Origin of the sequence: Citrobacter sp. Cpo071 (genome assembly GCF_030332765.1) — a bacterium.
Taxonomy (GTDB): domain Bacteria; phylum Pseudomonadota; class Gammaproteobacteria; order Enterobacterales; family Enterobacteriaceae; genus Citrobacter; species Citrobacter portucalensis.
The window spans coordinates 1-12,520 of sequence record NZ_JAOWHE010000071.1; the positions used below are offsets into that span (position 1 = coordinate 1).

16 protein-coding genes and 2 pseudogenes are annotated in these 12,520 nt (G+C 52.6%); 8 read left to right on the top strand and 10 right to left on the bottom strand.

The features are described 5' to 3' along the window. Positions 1-207: 207 nt before the first annotated feature. The 10 genes and pseudogenes from OGY09_RS06460 to parM all read right to left on the bottom strand — a co-directional run bounded on the left by OGY09_RS06460 (position 208) and on the right by parM (position 8,020). Positions 208-1,470 carry an IS1380-like element ISEcp1 family transposase gene (locus tag OGY09_RS06460; RefSeq protein WP_000608644.1) on the bottom strand — a complete coding sequence of 421 codons (1,263 nt, stop codon included), beginning with the start codon at positions 1,468-1,470 and terminating at the stop codon, positions 208-210. A gap of 343 nt (positions 1,471-1,813) precedes the next feature. Beyond that, the gene (gene eitD, locus OGY09_RS06465) at positions 1,814-3,046 is read right to left on the bottom strand and encodes an MFS transporter EitD (protein WP_001128098.1); all 1,233 of its coding nucleotides are present in this window, start codon (positions 3,044-3,046) and stop codon (positions 1,814-1,816) included. Positions 3,047-3,057: 11 nt separating this feature from the next. Then, positions 3,058-3,819 carry a siderophore ABC transporter ATP-binding protein EitC gene (gene eitC / locus OGY09_RS06470; RefSeq protein ID WP_000020504.1) on the bottom strand — a complete coding sequence of 254 codons (762 nt, stop codon included), beginning with the start codon at positions 3,817-3,819 and terminating at the stop codon, positions 3,058-3,060. Further along, positions 3,819-4,856, bottom strand: coding sequence for a FecCD family ABC transporter permease (locus tag OGY09_RS06475; protein ID WP_001545318.1), 1,038 nt, complete (start codon positions 4,854-4,856; stop codon positions 3,819-3,821). Before OGY09_RS06475 ends, eitC begins: the two co-directional genes overlap by 1 nt. Further along, complete coding sequence (gene eitA / locus OGY09_RS06480; protein ID WP_004175650.1) at positions 4,856-5,854, bottom strand: siderophore ABC transporter substrate-binding protein EitA; 999 nt, start codon at positions 5,852-5,854, stop codon at positions 4,856-4,858. The genes OGY09_RS06475 and eitA overlap by 1 nt, the downstream gene beginning before the upstream one ends. A gap of 149 nt (positions 5,855-6,003) precedes the next feature. Beyond that, positions 6,004-6,162, bottom strand: a pseudogene (locus OGY09_RS06485) (integrase core domain-containing protein); the annotation flags it as partial. 42 nt (positions 6,163-6,204) lie between these two features. Then, positions 6,205-6,447 (bottom strand): annotated as a pseudogene (locus tag OGY09_RS06490) (helix-turn-helix domain-containing protein); the annotation flags it as partial. After that, positions 6,387-6,599 (bottom strand): hypothetical protein, encoded by a 213-nt coding sequence (locus OGY09_RS25375; RefSeq protein WP_464350416.1) that lies wholly within the window; start codon positions 6,597-6,599, stop codon positions 6,387-6,389. The pseudogene OGY09_RS06490 and the gene OGY09_RS25375, both read right to left, overlap by 61 nt. A gap of 105 nt (positions 6,600-6,704) precedes the next feature. Beyond that, positions 6,705-7,055 carry a plasmid partitioning/stability family protein gene (locus OGY09_RS06495; RefSeq protein WP_001414994.1) on the bottom strand — a complete coding sequence of 117 codons (351 nt, stop codon included), beginning with the start codon at positions 7,053-7,055 and terminating at the stop codon, positions 6,705-6,707. A gap of 2 nt (positions 7,056-7,057) precedes the next feature. Then, positions 7,058-8,020 carry a plasmid segregation protein ParM gene (parM, locus tag OGY09_RS06500; RefSeq protein ID WP_015057117.1) on the bottom strand — a complete coding sequence of 321 codons (963 nt, stop codon included), beginning with the start codon at positions 8,018-8,020 and terminating at the stop codon, positions 7,058-7,060. Positions 8,021-8,167: 147 nt separating this feature from the next. Between parM and OGY09_RS06505 the strand changes: the two genes are divergently transcribed. The 8 genes from OGY09_RS06505 (at position 8,168) to OGY09_RS06540 (ending at position 12,204) form a co-directional block, all read left to right on the top strand. Beyond that, positions 8,168-8,461: a hypothetical protein gene (locus OGY09_RS06505; RefSeq protein ID WP_041031844.1), complete on the top strand. Its 294-nt coding sequence runs from the start codon at positions 8,168-8,170 to the stop codon at positions 8,459-8,461. 76 nt (positions 8,462-8,537) lie between these two features. Further along, positions 8,538-9,221, top strand: coding sequence for a DNA methylase (locus OGY09_RS06510; protein WP_015057116.1), 684 nt, complete (start codon positions 8,538-8,540; stop codon positions 9,219-9,221). Further along, the gene (locus OGY09_RS06515; RefSeq protein ID WP_001104873.1) at positions 9,222-9,443 is read left to right on the top strand and encodes a YubE family protein; all 222 of its coding nucleotides are present in this window, start codon (positions 9,222-9,224) and stop codon (positions 9,441-9,443) included. It begins immediately after the preceding gene. A 13-nt stretch (positions 9,444-9,456) separates the two neighbouring features. Then, a complete protein-coding gene (locus OGY09_RS06520) occupies positions 9,457-9,891 on the top strand; it encodes a DUF1380 family protein (protein ID WP_000274485.1) in 435 nt (144 codons plus the stop codon). 44 nt (positions 9,892-9,935) lie between these two features. Next, the gene (locus tag OGY09_RS06525; protein WP_286590124.1) at positions 9,936-10,706 is read left to right on the top strand and encodes a YubG family protein; all 771 of its coding nucleotides are present in this window, start codon (positions 9,936-9,938) and stop codon (positions 10,704-10,706) included. A gap of 415 nt (positions 10,707-11,121) precedes the next feature. Further along, positions 11,122-11,547, top strand: a complete 426-nt coding sequence (locus OGY09_RS06530; protein ID WP_001198895.1) for an antirestriction protein — start codon at positions 11,122-11,124, stop codon at positions 11,545-11,547. Positions 11,548-11,593: 46 nt separating this feature from the next. Beyond that, positions 11,594-12,016: a DUF1380 family protein gene (locus tag OGY09_RS06535; protein WP_015057114.1), complete on the top strand. Its 423-nt coding sequence runs from the start codon at positions 11,594-11,596 to the stop codon at positions 12,014-12,016. Further along, positions 12,013-12,204, top strand: coding sequence for a hypothetical protein (locus OGY09_RS06540; protein WP_001027516.1), 192 nt, complete (start codon positions 12,013-12,015; stop codon positions 12,202-12,204). Before OGY09_RS06535 ends, OGY09_RS06540 begins: the two co-directional genes overlap by 4 nt. The last annotated feature ends 316 nt before the right edge of the window (positions 12,205-12,520 follow it).

A 12,520-nucleotide genomic window follows, 5' to 3' on the forward strand; every position in this document is an offset into this window, starting at 1 on the left:
CCTAAATTCCACGTGTGTTTTTTATTAGCTTCAAAAATCACTATTTCACGAAGAATTTAGACTGCTTCTCACACATTGTAACATTATTTACAACCACCTTTCAATCATTTTTGATAAATCATTGATTTCATCTTTGCTGCAATGATACTTAATAAACTCTGCAAGTTATCCACAGAGCAACACTCAATTTTATTGATGATATTCTTATTATACCAGACATTTTTCATACACTCCCTTGTACGGATAGTTTTCCGACAACTTCATGATTACATATCTTGCGGTTTTGATTATTTTTGCTGCAAGAAATACATACTTCAAACGAAAGGTCTTTATTTGCTGTCTGTATTCTGAAGAGTCCAAGGAATCAAACTTGAACAACAAAAATAGGTTATATGAAAGCATCATCATTTGAAACACGGCTTCATTCGCCCAAAATGACTTTAGCAAGAGATGACCCACCGCCATGTCGTATTTGGCTTCTTTGATATAGTTTTCAGCATTACCACGCTTTTCATAGTATATAACTACTTTTTCAGAAAGCAAGGTAGTATTTGTTACAAAGAAAAAGTAGTCGTATTCGGAACCTTCTAAAAGTGATAATTGTGCTCTTTCTTTTTCTGGTTTCAGTACGCGAGATACGACAAATCTTCTGTCTTTTTCCCATTTAACTAATTTTGTATACAGTTCTGTAGTTTCTCTACCTTCTTCTCCTTTAACGAATACAATTGATGAATTCGTTGCTTGTGAGGTGAGTGTAGAATAACTTTTGGCTTTAATTAAATATTTGCATCCAAGAGATTCTATCGTTTCGATAATTTTTTCATCAAAGTAGCCACTATCCATTCGAAATAAAATTTCTAAATCGTCTGATTTGATGTTAGCAACAATTTCTTTGATCATTTCCGCAGCACCGTTTGCAGTGTAAGTATTGCCACTTCTTACAAATCCGGTAACATATGCTTTTAATTCGTCGCAAAATGCAAATTGGATATTGTAGCATCGGTTTCCCAGTTTCTTAGGATTATATCCTTTTGACGCACCTTCTTGATGACCTTCTACGTTAATTACACTACTATCAATATCAATCGTAATGGATGTCAATTTACTTTTAGTGAGCAGTTTTTTAAAGACTTTAAAATTAATGTCTCTAAACATTTGGGTTGTCTTGAAGTTGAAGTTTCCTAGAAACCGTGACACTGTTTCAGGTTCTTTTACGGAAATATCAAACTCGTTGACGAGGGGATCATTTTGAAGTAGCTTTAGACGTTCTAACTTATCAATGCCAATGAAGTGACCGCAGAGCATGGTCTTTATATGATTCATCTTGATTTTATTTGTTGAGTCATTATCAAATACGAGGTCATTTTCAATAAAATCAAAAATCCCATTGCTTTTTGCATTCTCAAGGAGCAGAAAAAGACCTGCATTTGATGTTAGATTCTTAGCTTTGAAATCAATTTTATTAATCATAATTAGAACCCCTTTTTACTACTTTTCTTACTATTATTTTACCATATATCGAGTCATAAAAGCTGATAATTTAACATATTTTTGAGCACTTTTCTTTCACCCAATGGGTGAAAGCTGAATTTCGAAGGAATGCATATTTATCAAGGCTTTGATTATGCTTTTTGAAGTACTGACGTAGAATCTAGGTAATGCTAATGTATGCATACATTAGCATTAATGATGGTGCGTTAAACGTACAATAATTTTCGATATCCAAACTGACCCCAGGATCTTTGCTAAAGGATTAGCTGAAAATATGGATACTAGCTGTTCACTTCCAGAGCGGGCTGTTACCCGCTCTGCGTCATGTTGCCGCCAGCGGGCGACAGATCGCCCGCAGGGCGACGGCGCTGCACAGCGGAAACAGCGCCAGCAGAAGCCAGGGATAAACCGCCTGCGGCGACGGAATGAGCGCCTGGTCAAGTAAATGACCGAGCAGTAAATTCCCGGCTAACACCGCGCACCCTCCTGCAGTGGCGAGCGCTCCGTAGTGGGCACCCAGCGTCGACTCCTCGGCGAACAGCGGGATCAGATCCTTGGCTGCGGGCACTAACAGCATCTGGCCGAGGGTGAGCAGCGTGACAAAACCAGCCGCCGGCATTAACCGCAGCCAACTTTCGGCGGGTGGGGCGGCGGCGAATAACGCCACGCTGGCAAAGGAAGCCGACAGCAGCAGAAAGCCCACCGGCAGGATGCGCACGGCGCCCATTCGCCGGGCGAAGCGGGCGAGAGGGAGCTGGAGGGTGATAATCAACAGCGAGGCCAGCATAAAGAGCGGCGCCAGATCCTGCTCGCGGCCGCCGGAACGTTGGATCTCCACCGGCAGGGCGAGGTACAGTTGGTTGTAGCTCAACAGCCATGAGCTGTAGGCGAGAATAAACGCGACAAAGCGCGGCTGGCGCAAAGGCGTCCACCATGGGACTCGTCTGCGCGTTGTTGTCGTGTGCCCGTCGGCGGGCAGACCGAAAAAGAGCACCGCCAGCGCCAGAAGAAATATTCCCGCGCCGGCGAGGGCGATATGCCGAAAGCCGATCCCGCTCAGCACGCCTCCGGCCACCGGGCCGATCACCGCTCCCAGTTCACCGCATACCGCAAACAGCGCAAACCACTCGGCGCGGCTGCGTTTCCCGTTGGCCTGGCTGTGGGTACCGGCCCGCGCCAGCAGGGCCTCTATCGACGGGGAGAACAGGGCGCCGCCGACGCCGGTCAGGCAGGCGCCAAGGATAATGGGCCACAGCGACGCCCCGCACGCCAGCAGGAGAAAACCGGCGACGCGAACGACGCAGCCGGCGAGAATGATCGCCTTAGCGCCATAGCGGTCGGCCAGCGTCCCGCCGAGGATAAACATCCCCTGTTGGGAGAAGGTACGCAGCCCGAGGATCAGGCCGATAAGTCCGCCTGAGAGCAGCATGTCGTCGCGCAGGAAGAGGGCGAGGAAAGGAACGACCGCGTAAAAGCCAATATTAAAAACGAACTGGCTTCCCAGTAACACCGGAGGCCAGAGGGTTGCCGCAGGGCGCAGGGAGAAAAGAGGCATATCCGCCCAACCTAAACGATGAAATGAATGTGCTTTTTGCCGTGGTAAGGGGAGATCTCGATTTTGGTTTTCACCCGGAAAACGTCCCACAGCAGCGCTTCGGACAAAATCTCCTCCGGCGTCCCGCTGGCGAGGATCTGCCCCTGCTGCATCACGATCAGCGAATCGCAGAACATCGCGGCATGGTTAAGATCGTGAATGGCCACAATGCTGGTTACCGGCAGCTCGCTGATCAACTGCATTAACTGCATCTGATGGTGTATATCCAGATGGTTGGTCGGCTCATCCAGCAGGATTTCGCTCGGGCTCTGCGCCAGCGCGCGGGCGATATGCACCCGCTGCCGCTCGCCGCCGGAGAGGCTTAACCATCCCTGTTCGCTTTTCTCCAGCATCGCTACCCGCTGCAGCGCGGCGGCAATCGCTTCGTCATCCTGAGCGCTCCAGTTTGAGAACGGAGAGTGGTGGGGAATGCGTCCCAGGCGCACGACGTCGCGCACCCGCATATTGGCCTCGGTCATGCCGTGTTGCTCGACGTAAGCCACGCGGCGGGCGAGCTGCTTTTTCGCCATCCGGGCGATATCCTGGCCGTCGAGGGTGACGCGACCTGCATCCGGGCGGCGCAGGCCCGCCAGAACGCGCAGCAGCGAGGATTTGCCGCAGCCGTTGGGCCCCAGCAGTCCGACCGTTTCGCCGCGCGGCACCCGCAGCGAGACATTATTGACGATGACCTTTTTGCCTGCCTTCCAGGTGATATTTTCAGCGCAAATACTCATCACTTATTCCTTGAGCGGTAGATAATCACGGCAAAGAAAGGCACCCCAACCAGGGCGGTTACTACCCCAACGGGCAGACTTTGCGGGGCAATCAGCAGGCGCGACGCAATGTCCGCCAGTACCATCAATATCGCCCCTGCCAGCGCGCTGGCGATCAGCAAAGTTCGGTGCAGTGGGCCAAAGAAGAAACGCATCACGTGCGGCACCACCAGGCCAACAAAGCCGATTGAGCCGGCCATGCTGACGATGGTGGCGGTGATCAGCGCCGCAGTGGTGAAGAGGATCAGGCGCACGCGCGGCACAGCAATCCCCAGCGAGGCGGCGGCATCGTCGCCGAAGGTGAACGCGTCCAGCGCCCGGGCATACCACAGGCAGACCGCCAGACCCGCGAGCACCACCACGATGACCAACTGGAATTCGGGCCAGCGGACGCCGCTGAAGCTGCCCAGCAGCCAGAACATCACATCGCGCGCCTGCTGCGCGCTGGCGGAGGTGCTGATGGTATAGGCCGTGATGGCGTTAAATAACTGCGAGGCGGCGACGCCCGCAAGAATCGTACGCTCATTGCCGCCGCGCGCGCCGTTAGTCAGCAAGGCGACAAAGGCGAAGGCGGCGAAGGCCCCGGCAAAGGCGCCTGCCGAGAGGGAAATTGCGCCAGCGCCAAGGCCCAGCACCACGATCGACACCGCGCCGGTGGAGGCCCCGGCGGAGACGCCGAGGACGTAGGGTTCGGCGAGGGCATTCTTCAGCAAGCTTTGCAGCACAACACCGCAGATAGCGAGGCCGGCGCCGCAGCAGGCGGCGACCAGCGCGCGGCTGAGGCGGAAATCCCAGATAACGCTCTCATAGATACGGTTGAGCGGCTCAGCGGTTAAGCCGGTTCTGTTGCTGATAGCATAAAAGACATTCTGCAGCGGGATGGCCAGCTCGCCAACGCTGACGCCCACAGCGATCACCAGCGCCAGCACGATCGCTGCCAGTACACACCAGCCGGTGAGCAGTATGCTGCGGCGCGTCTCAATCGCGGCGACGCTCATCAGTTCAGCCCCATTTTTCTCAGCTGCTCGCCCACCTGCTCCGCGCCGTAAAGCGTGCGAATGGTCGGATTCATCGCCTGACCGTCCATGACCACGATATGGCCTTTTTTCACCGCCTCCAGCTGGCTGACGGCGGGATCGCTTTTGAGGAATTTGATCTTTTCCTCGGCCTTATCCAGCGCCCAGCGGTTACGATCCAGGCTGGCGACCACGATCACATCCGGGTTGGCGGCAATAATGCTCTCCCAGCTCACCGTGGGCCACTCGGTTTCGGAGGTAATCGCATTATGTCCGCCCAGCACGCTGGCGATAAATCCGGAGGCGCTGTTTTTGCCGCCGACATAGGCATCGGCCGAAGGTGAGGCGCTGGAGAACCAGAAGACGAAGGAGAGATCCTTTTTGCTTTTACCAAACTCCTGGCGCAGGTCGGCTTCACGTTTTTTGAAATCGGCAATCAGCGCCTGACCACGATCTTCGACGTTGAAAATGCGGGAAAAATCGCTAATTTCCTGATACAGCCAGGTCATATCCCACAGCTTTTGCCGGCTGCCGTACATATCGCCGGTGGCCTTTTTGGTGGCGCACATCCCCGGTGAGACGTAGCTGTTCACGCCGACGGTGGCGAGATCTTCACGCCTGGCGACTTTGCTTTCCGGCCCCAGCAGCAGCGGCAACTGGGCGGGAACGAAATCAGGATTTTGCGCCAGCACCGATTCCAGGCTCGGAATTTCCACCGTCAAGGTTTTAATCTTCGCGTTTTGCTCAGCCAGCTGCGGTAAAACGCTGGTCGGCCAGAAGGCGCTGGCGACCACCTGCTTTTGCAGCCCGAGCAGCAGCAGAATTTCGACCGTATTTTGCCCCAGCGCGACCACGCGCTCCGGCGGCCGGGTGAAGGTCTCCTGATAGCCGCAGTTTTCAATCGTCAGGGGGTAGGTTGTTGCCAGCGCGGAACTGACGGCGGTGAACATCAAGCCTAACGCGCAAAGGACCTTCTTCATTAAACGCTATCCTTGTAAACAGGCGAGTGGATGACCAGCAAATGGGAGTAATGCAAATGAAACTCATTATTGGGGCGGAGTTTTATATAATGCCATATTTACAGTGTCAATGTGTTCTTGCCCCCTTATTTCCAGACAGGGGTTGTATCTTAAGTTAACGTTACCCACTGACGTCGATATTCTCGCGGAGAGCGATAACCCAACGCACTGTGCGGATGGTTTTCATTGTAATGTTCGATCGCCACTGCAAGATTATGCAATGCCGTTCTTACATTCGGTTTCGGCATGAACGCGATGTAGTCTTCCTTGGGGTCCGCTTGGAAAACGGAATCCCACGCTAAGACTATTTTCTATACAGTAACAGTTTGCTGTTTCGCTCTAACTCTCAGAATTGTTTGCCGTGTGGTTCGGAATTTCCTGGCAATAGCACTTATACTTGCCCCAGACTTAATGCGTTCGAGTACCTTCTGTTTTTGTTCTTCATTTAATACCGGTGGGCGACCAAAACGTTTTCCTGCATCCCGTGCTCTTGCTATCCCTGAATAAGTTCGTTCAAGTAAAAGATCTCGTTCAAATTCAGCGACCGCTGAAATCTGGTGTTCTCGGTGTTTCTGTGACTGGTGGCAATATCGCGCTCCGGGCTGGAAAACAACCCATCAAAAACGTTATTGCCAGACATTGCGAACTCACCAGGTTTGATTATTGGTACTGTTTTTTTATAAGTGCCGTGAAATAATTTTATAATAACGACACTGTATTTATTTTATGTAATCATTGCTAATGAAATAACTTGATTAAGTTCCCTTTATCCAGCCTGATAGTGGATAAAGGGAACTCAATAATAATTGAATTAATTTATTAGCTTCATCGCATTTTTCTTGGTCTCTTCATCACTTTTTTGCTCTTGTTGTGAAGAGGATTGAGTGACTATTGAAGAATTAAAATCGGCCATCTCTTTTGGAAATAGCGATCTCAATATATTCACGATATCTGAAAATGTGGTTTCTTTCGTCAGCAGTTCACATAAAAGGAAAGGGGCCCTGGGATCTTGTCTGTATAAGGCCAGACCTGCCGTCAGTGCGGCCCGGTTAAGGCGGCTGCGTTCCCCTTGCGGGATACTGTCCAGTGTATCACAAACAATTTTATCTGTTTGATTTACATCTGGATTTAGTTTGAAGGCAATGGTTCTGCGCTTGTCCATTATTAATTACCTATGAGATACATACCGTTAACTAAATCATATTGAGAGTTATTGGTTTTGAAAAAACGTTCATCACGAATCTGTGTGTGTTTTTTTACTGCATCGCATATTAATTCTGCGCCACCGCCTATAACCATAACATGCGTATAACCAGAAAATTCATTGAGCGTATTTAATACACGTTGCTCAAGTTTACGAAGTGCTTCATTCATTGCTTCGGTGACTATTGATATTTTGTTCTCATCATTAATTCGTTGCTTCAGATAGTTGTTGTCTTTTCTGTGAATAATTATATCGTCAGCAAGATAGCTACTTCCTTTTGTTCTCGCAAGAGAAAGTGCATCTTTTACTGCAGATGTGACCAGAGATACACCAAGAGATGAGTCTCCGTATATTTTACTGATCCCTGATAATCTCCCCATTACCTGAGAAATATCTAATGTGGTGCCCCCGAGGTCTATAATTAATAAAGAATCTAACTCATCCAGTTCTTGTAGAGCTTCATAACCTGCTGGTATAGATTCAGGCATGACTTTTACATCTTTTATTGTGAATGTATCCCCACCATTTAATATAATTTTTTTCCGGAAGTTTGCTTTCTTACGCTCAATATTTTCCGTATTGGGTTGGTTATTCCTGTCGTAATACTCTGTCAGAGGAAGTGTGCAAACAATATCCACTTCGCTTACCGGCAGACCACTGGTCAGTAAGGCGTGATGCACCGCAACGACATTAACGTCGCTGTATTGCCATGCGATATTGGTTGTGACTACAGCATCCGGGCTGATTGGATCAAATGAATACTGTTCGCCGTTCAGTGTGTAGTTAAAGACCTTTTTATCACCAAAAGAGACTGCCCACTCGCGTTTGAAGCTGTTCGGGCTAATGTGCTGTTTAATTGTTCCGTCGCTTTCCTGCCACTGTAGTTTGATGTTTGTTGAACCGTCATCAATGAATACCAACATTTATAAAACTCCTTATGGTGTTTTTTTTGGTGTGTATTTGGGTATGTTTTGGGTTTTAAGTGGGTTTATTTGTCAAGTTTACCCCATTTTAACCATCAATCAATGATTATTTGTCTTGTTTTGGTGTTTTATTGGGTTGGGTGTGGGTTGTTTTTGGGTTTTGTTTGGCGGGTGACAAAAGATGTCGCCGGGCTCCTCTTTTTACTGCGCCGGCTGACGCGGCGCGGCAGGAACGCTGCCTGTGGTCAGTGTCCCGCGTCCGGCCGGGCACGGGACGGGCGCTTTTACCGCTCCCGGCTGGCGTTGGTGACAGTGTACGCCAGCCGGGAGCCCTTTTCTGATGAACGCCCTTCAAGCCGCTTTCGCGGCATAGCCTTGCCGTCAAAAAGACGACGGCTGCGGTATTCCACGGTCGGCCTGACCCGTTACCGGACGCGGTGAACAGCCCACAGGCAGCGGGGAACGGGCACCACAGGGGTGCCCTCCCGGTGCCCTCTGTAAGAGAAGGAGTGCTGTTATGTCCCGTTTTATCCTGGGTGACTGCGTGCGTGTTATGGCCACGTTTCCGGGCAATGCTGTCGATTTCATCCTCACCGACCCGCCGTATCTCGTCGGTTTCCGTGACCGTTCCGGGCGCACCATCGCCGGCGATAAAACCGATGAATGGCTGCAACCAGCCTGTAATGAAATGTACCGCGTACTCAAAAAAGACGCGTTAATGGTGAGCTTCTATGGCTGGAACCGCGTCGATCGCTTTATGACCGCCTGGAAAAATGCGGGATTCAGCGTGGTTGGCCACCTGGTGTTTACCAAAACCTACACATCGAAGGCCGCATATGTGGGCTATCGCCACGAATGCGCCTACATCCTGGCAAAAGGACGTCCGGCGCTGCCTCAGAAGCCATTACCCGACGTGCTGGGCTGGAAATATTCAGGCAATCGTCATCACCCGACTGAAAAGCCCGTTACCAGCCTGCAACCGCTGATTGAGAGCTTCACACACCCGAACGCGATTGTGCTGGACCCGTTTGCAGGCAGCGGCTCAACCTGCGTCGCCGCCCTTCAGTCCGGACGCCGGTATATCGGTATCGAGCTGCTTGAACAGTATCACCGTGCCGGACAGCAACGACTGGCCGCCGTGCAACGGGCCATGCAGCAGGGGGCCGCGAATGATAACTGGTTTGAACCGGAGGCTGCGTAAATGAACTATGCCGGACACGAAAAACTTCGCGCCGACGTGGCGGAGGTGGCCAACACCATGTGTGACCTTCGGGCCAGGCTGAACGATATGGAGCATCGCTGTCGCTTTGATTCCGATGTGCTTGTTGAACGCCTGACACGCCAGACGCTGTATCGCGCCAATCGCCTGTTCATGGAGGCGTATACCGAAATTCTGGAACTGGATTCCTGCTTCAAAGATTGAGAAGGAGACGAGAATGTACGGAACATGCGAAACGCTATGCCGGGAGCTGGCAGCGCAGTATCCGGGAGACACGCCGCTGATGCTGGTTATCTGGTCCCCGGAAGAAATTCAGGCCCTCGCTGACGGAATGGATATTTCCCTGTCCGATCATGAAATCAGGACTGTCCTGGCGCGCCTGGAGGACATCCCGGAAGACCAGCGGACTGAATCCGGTATTTCTTCCGGCGTGGCGATGGAGATCATCAATAACGTGAGAGAAAACCGCCAGGTGACCGTCCCGGCTGAACTGCTGGCGTCCCTGATTCAGACCGCCGAACAGGCACTGTGGAAACGTGAATGGGCCGCCCGGGATCATGGCCTCGCCGTCCCGGAATGCGTCACCCGCCGTCAGGCGGTGGTTAATCAGGCCCGCGCCCTGCTGAAAAACAACACACACGAAAACGACTGATGTTATCGCCGCTTTCGGGCGGCGATTCAGGGAGACCATTAATCATGAACAAAACGCTGAATGCACTGGTTTATCGCCACGCCCGTAACCTGCTGCTGGCGCAGGGCTGGCCGGAAGAGACGGATATTGAACAACTGAATCCGCACTATCCGGGCTGGATCAGCATTTACGTGCGGCTGGATGCGCCCCGGCTGGCGACGTTACTTATCAACCGTCACGGCGGCGTACTGCCGCCGCTCCTGGCCTCTGCCATTCAGAAAGTGACCGGAACCGGAGCGGAACTTGTTCTGTCCGGTAGTCAGTGGCAGTCGCTGCCGGTACTTCCGGCAGACGGAACGCAGGTGTCTTTCCCGTATGCCGGTGAATGGCTGACGGAGGAAGAAATCAGGGCGGTTCTTGATGCGGTGCGCGATGCAGTATGCAGTGTCAGTTGCCGGGTGGCAGAAGATGCGCGGCGTATCTGTGCGGCGCTGACCACCACCGGTCAGACGTTGCTGACCCGCCAGACGCGCCGCTTTCGTCTGGTTGTGAAGGAAAGCGATTACCCCTGCTGGCTTGATGAAGATGACGAAAATCTGCCCGTGGTGCTCGATGCTATCCTGAACCGGGGAGCACGTTTTTCGGCGGTGGAAATGTATCTGGTCAGTGAGTGTGTGGAGCATATCCTGTCCAGTGGTCTGGTCTGTGATGTGCTGCGTATACCGGATGAACCGTCCCGTCGCTGGTTTGACCGGGATATTCTGCGGGAGGTTGTTCTGGAGGCACGGGATGAAATCCGCAGCATGGCGGATGCACTGGCGAAAATCCGGAAATGATGACGCTGGCGGGGAAAAATCTCCGCCTTTTCCAGCCGGTCCCCGGAAAGAGCAAAAGGATGTCGCCGCAGGCTCCGCTTTACCCGGCCATGCGGGGCATGGCCTTGTGGGTTTTCAGTTATGTGGCCTCAGCGTCGTGTGCGGGCTGTGCCGTGCCTCCATCGTAGCCGGGCTTCTGCGGGCGGGTTGCAAGGTAAGGTGAACCGCTGCGGTCACCCGGTCCCTCCTTCCCGTCTGCCGTGATTTTCCGGTCGTTCACCCGCTCAGATTTCGCGGTCTCACCCTCCAACTCCCGCCAGCCGTGTGCGTCAGGCTGCGGCTTCCCTTGCGCCCTTGCAACCCTGCAGGCCCGGCAAAGATGGAGGCACGGCACCGCCCGGTGTCGCGGAATATGTGAACAACGGAGGAAAACATCATGCAATATGCGAAACCTGTCACTCTGAACGTTGAAGAGTGCGACCGTCTCTCCTTTCTGCCTTACCTGTTTGGCCTGGATTTTCTGTATGCCGAGGCATCTGTGTACGCGCTGGCGAAAAAAATGATGCCGGAATATGAAGGCGGATTCTGGCACTTCATCCGCCTGCCGGACGGTGGCGGTTACATGATGCCGGATGGCGACCGTTTTCATCTGGTTAACGGTGAAAACTGGTTTGACCGTACCGTGAGTGCTGATGCCGCAGGCATCATCCTGACCTCCCTTGTGATTAACCGCCAGTTGTGGCTGTACCACGACAGCGGTAGCGCAGGGCTGACTCACCTGTACAGGATGCGCGATGCGCAGTTGTGGAGCCACATCGAATTTCACCCCGAATGTAACGCGATTTATGCGGCGCTGGACTGATTAACGGACGGGGCGGCAATGCCGCCCCTGTAAAGGAGACGAGAACATGTACTGTACTGTTAAAGAAATTATCCGCGAAGTGCTGGATACAGACGTGCCGGACAGTGAATGCGTTTTTGCCGTGGTGCTGGCCCGTGGGGATGTGCGTCACATAGCCCAGGACTGGAGTCTGACAGACGATGAGCTGGAAACCGTCATGCAGCGGCTGGACGATGCCTTTGAGCATGGTGCGGATGTCAGCGTTGTTCACGACGTTGTTCGTGAACTGATGGAGGAAAAGCACGCCAGCCGTCAGGTGACAGTCCCGGCGGTGATGCTGGAAAAAGTGATGGCGCTGGCAGGCAGTGAAATGAAGCGCCTGTATGCCGTCGGGAGTGAGAACGGGGGCGACGGTGACGCATTCGTCAGGGAGGAACGCGAAGCAATGGACGTTGTGTTGCAGGCGCTGGACGGGGAGACGATGTCATGAATATCAGCACGGAAACCCGCGAAATTCTGCGTAATTACAGGGCCGTGATTAATGCGCGGCGTCGTGAAATGGGGCAGAAACCGCTCACCACCGCGCAGATTGTTGATGAAATCTGCGATTTTGTGGCGAATCAGCAGGCGGTTTTCCTGGGCGGTCACTACATCTTACAGGGCAGCAGAAACAGGTGATACAGGGGCAGGCGGTGGAGGCCGCCTGTCAGCCCGCGCGAAAACCCCTGGCAGGCTGACGCCTGCCGGAAGGGAAGCGGGCCACGCTGGCGCGTCGCCCGTTACCCTTCCCGTCTGTGATGTGTCTGACTCAGGAGTGTTTCTTTCTTATGTTATGGAACTGTTCCTGATGTTGTTGTTGTTCCTTTATCTGCTGCTCTGATTCTGACTACTGCAGTGTTGTTCTGTCTGCCGGACGCACCTTCGGCTCCCGGCTGCCTGGCGGCATCCGGTCGTCAGGCCCGACTCCGACAGGCAGCTGCTGGCGCACCCGCCA

Excerpts from the sequence above, each read along its gene's own strand:
- OGY09_RS06460 (WP_000608644.1), bottom strand. The coding sequence starts at position 1,470 with ATGATTAATAAAATTGATTTCAAAGCTAAGAATCTAACATCAAATGCA.
- eitD (WP_001128098.1), bottom strand. The coding sequence starts at position 3,046 with ATGCCTCTTTTCTCCCTGCGCCCTGCGGCAACCCTCTGGCCTCCGGTG.
- eitC (WP_000020504.1), bottom strand. The coding sequence starts at position 3,819 with ATGAGTATTTGCGCTGAAAATATCACCTGGAAGGCAGGCAAAAAGGTC.
- OGY09_RS06475 (WP_001545318.1), bottom strand. The coding sequence starts at position 4,856 with ATGAGCGTCGCCGCGATTGAGACGCGCCGCAGCATACTGCTCACCGGC.
- eitA (WP_004175650.1), bottom strand. The coding sequence starts at position 5,854 with ATGAAGAAGGTCCTTTGCGCGTTAGGCTTGATGTTCACCGCCGTCAGT.
- OGY09_RS06495 (WP_001414994.1), bottom strand. The coding sequence starts at position 7,055 with ATGGACAAGCGCAGAACCATTGCCTTCAAACTAAATCCAGATGTAAAT.
- parM (WP_015057117.1), bottom strand. The coding sequence starts at position 8,020 with ATGTTGGTATTCATTGATGACGGTTCAACAAACATCAAACTACAGTGG.
- OGY09_RS06510 (WP_015057116.1), top strand. The coding sequence starts at position 8,538 with ATGTCCCGTTTTATCCTGGGTGACTGCGTGCGTGTTATGGCCACGTTT.
- OGY09_RS06515 (WP_001104873.1), top strand. The coding sequence starts at position 9,222 with ATGAACTATGCCGGACACGAAAAACTTCGCGCCGACGTGGCGGAGGTG.
- OGY09_RS06520 (WP_000274485.1), top strand. The coding sequence starts at position 9,457 with ATGTACGGAACATGCGAAACGCTATGCCGGGAGCTGGCAGCGCAGTAT.
- OGY09_RS06525 (WP_286590124.1), top strand. The coding sequence starts at position 9,936 with ATGAACAAAACGCTGAATGCACTGGTTTATCGCCACGCCCGTAACCTG.
- OGY09_RS06530 (WP_001198895.1), top strand. The coding sequence starts at position 11,122 with ATGCAATATGCGAAACCTGTCACTCTGAACGTTGAAGAGTGCGACCGT.
- OGY09_RS06535 (WP_015057114.1), top strand. The coding sequence starts at position 11,594 with ATGTACTGTACTGTTAAAGAAATTATCCGCGAAGTGCTGGATACAGAC.
- OGY09_RS06540 (WP_001027516.1), top strand. The coding sequence starts at position 12,013 with ATGAATATCAGCACGGAAACCCGCGAAATTCTGCGTAATTACAGGGCC.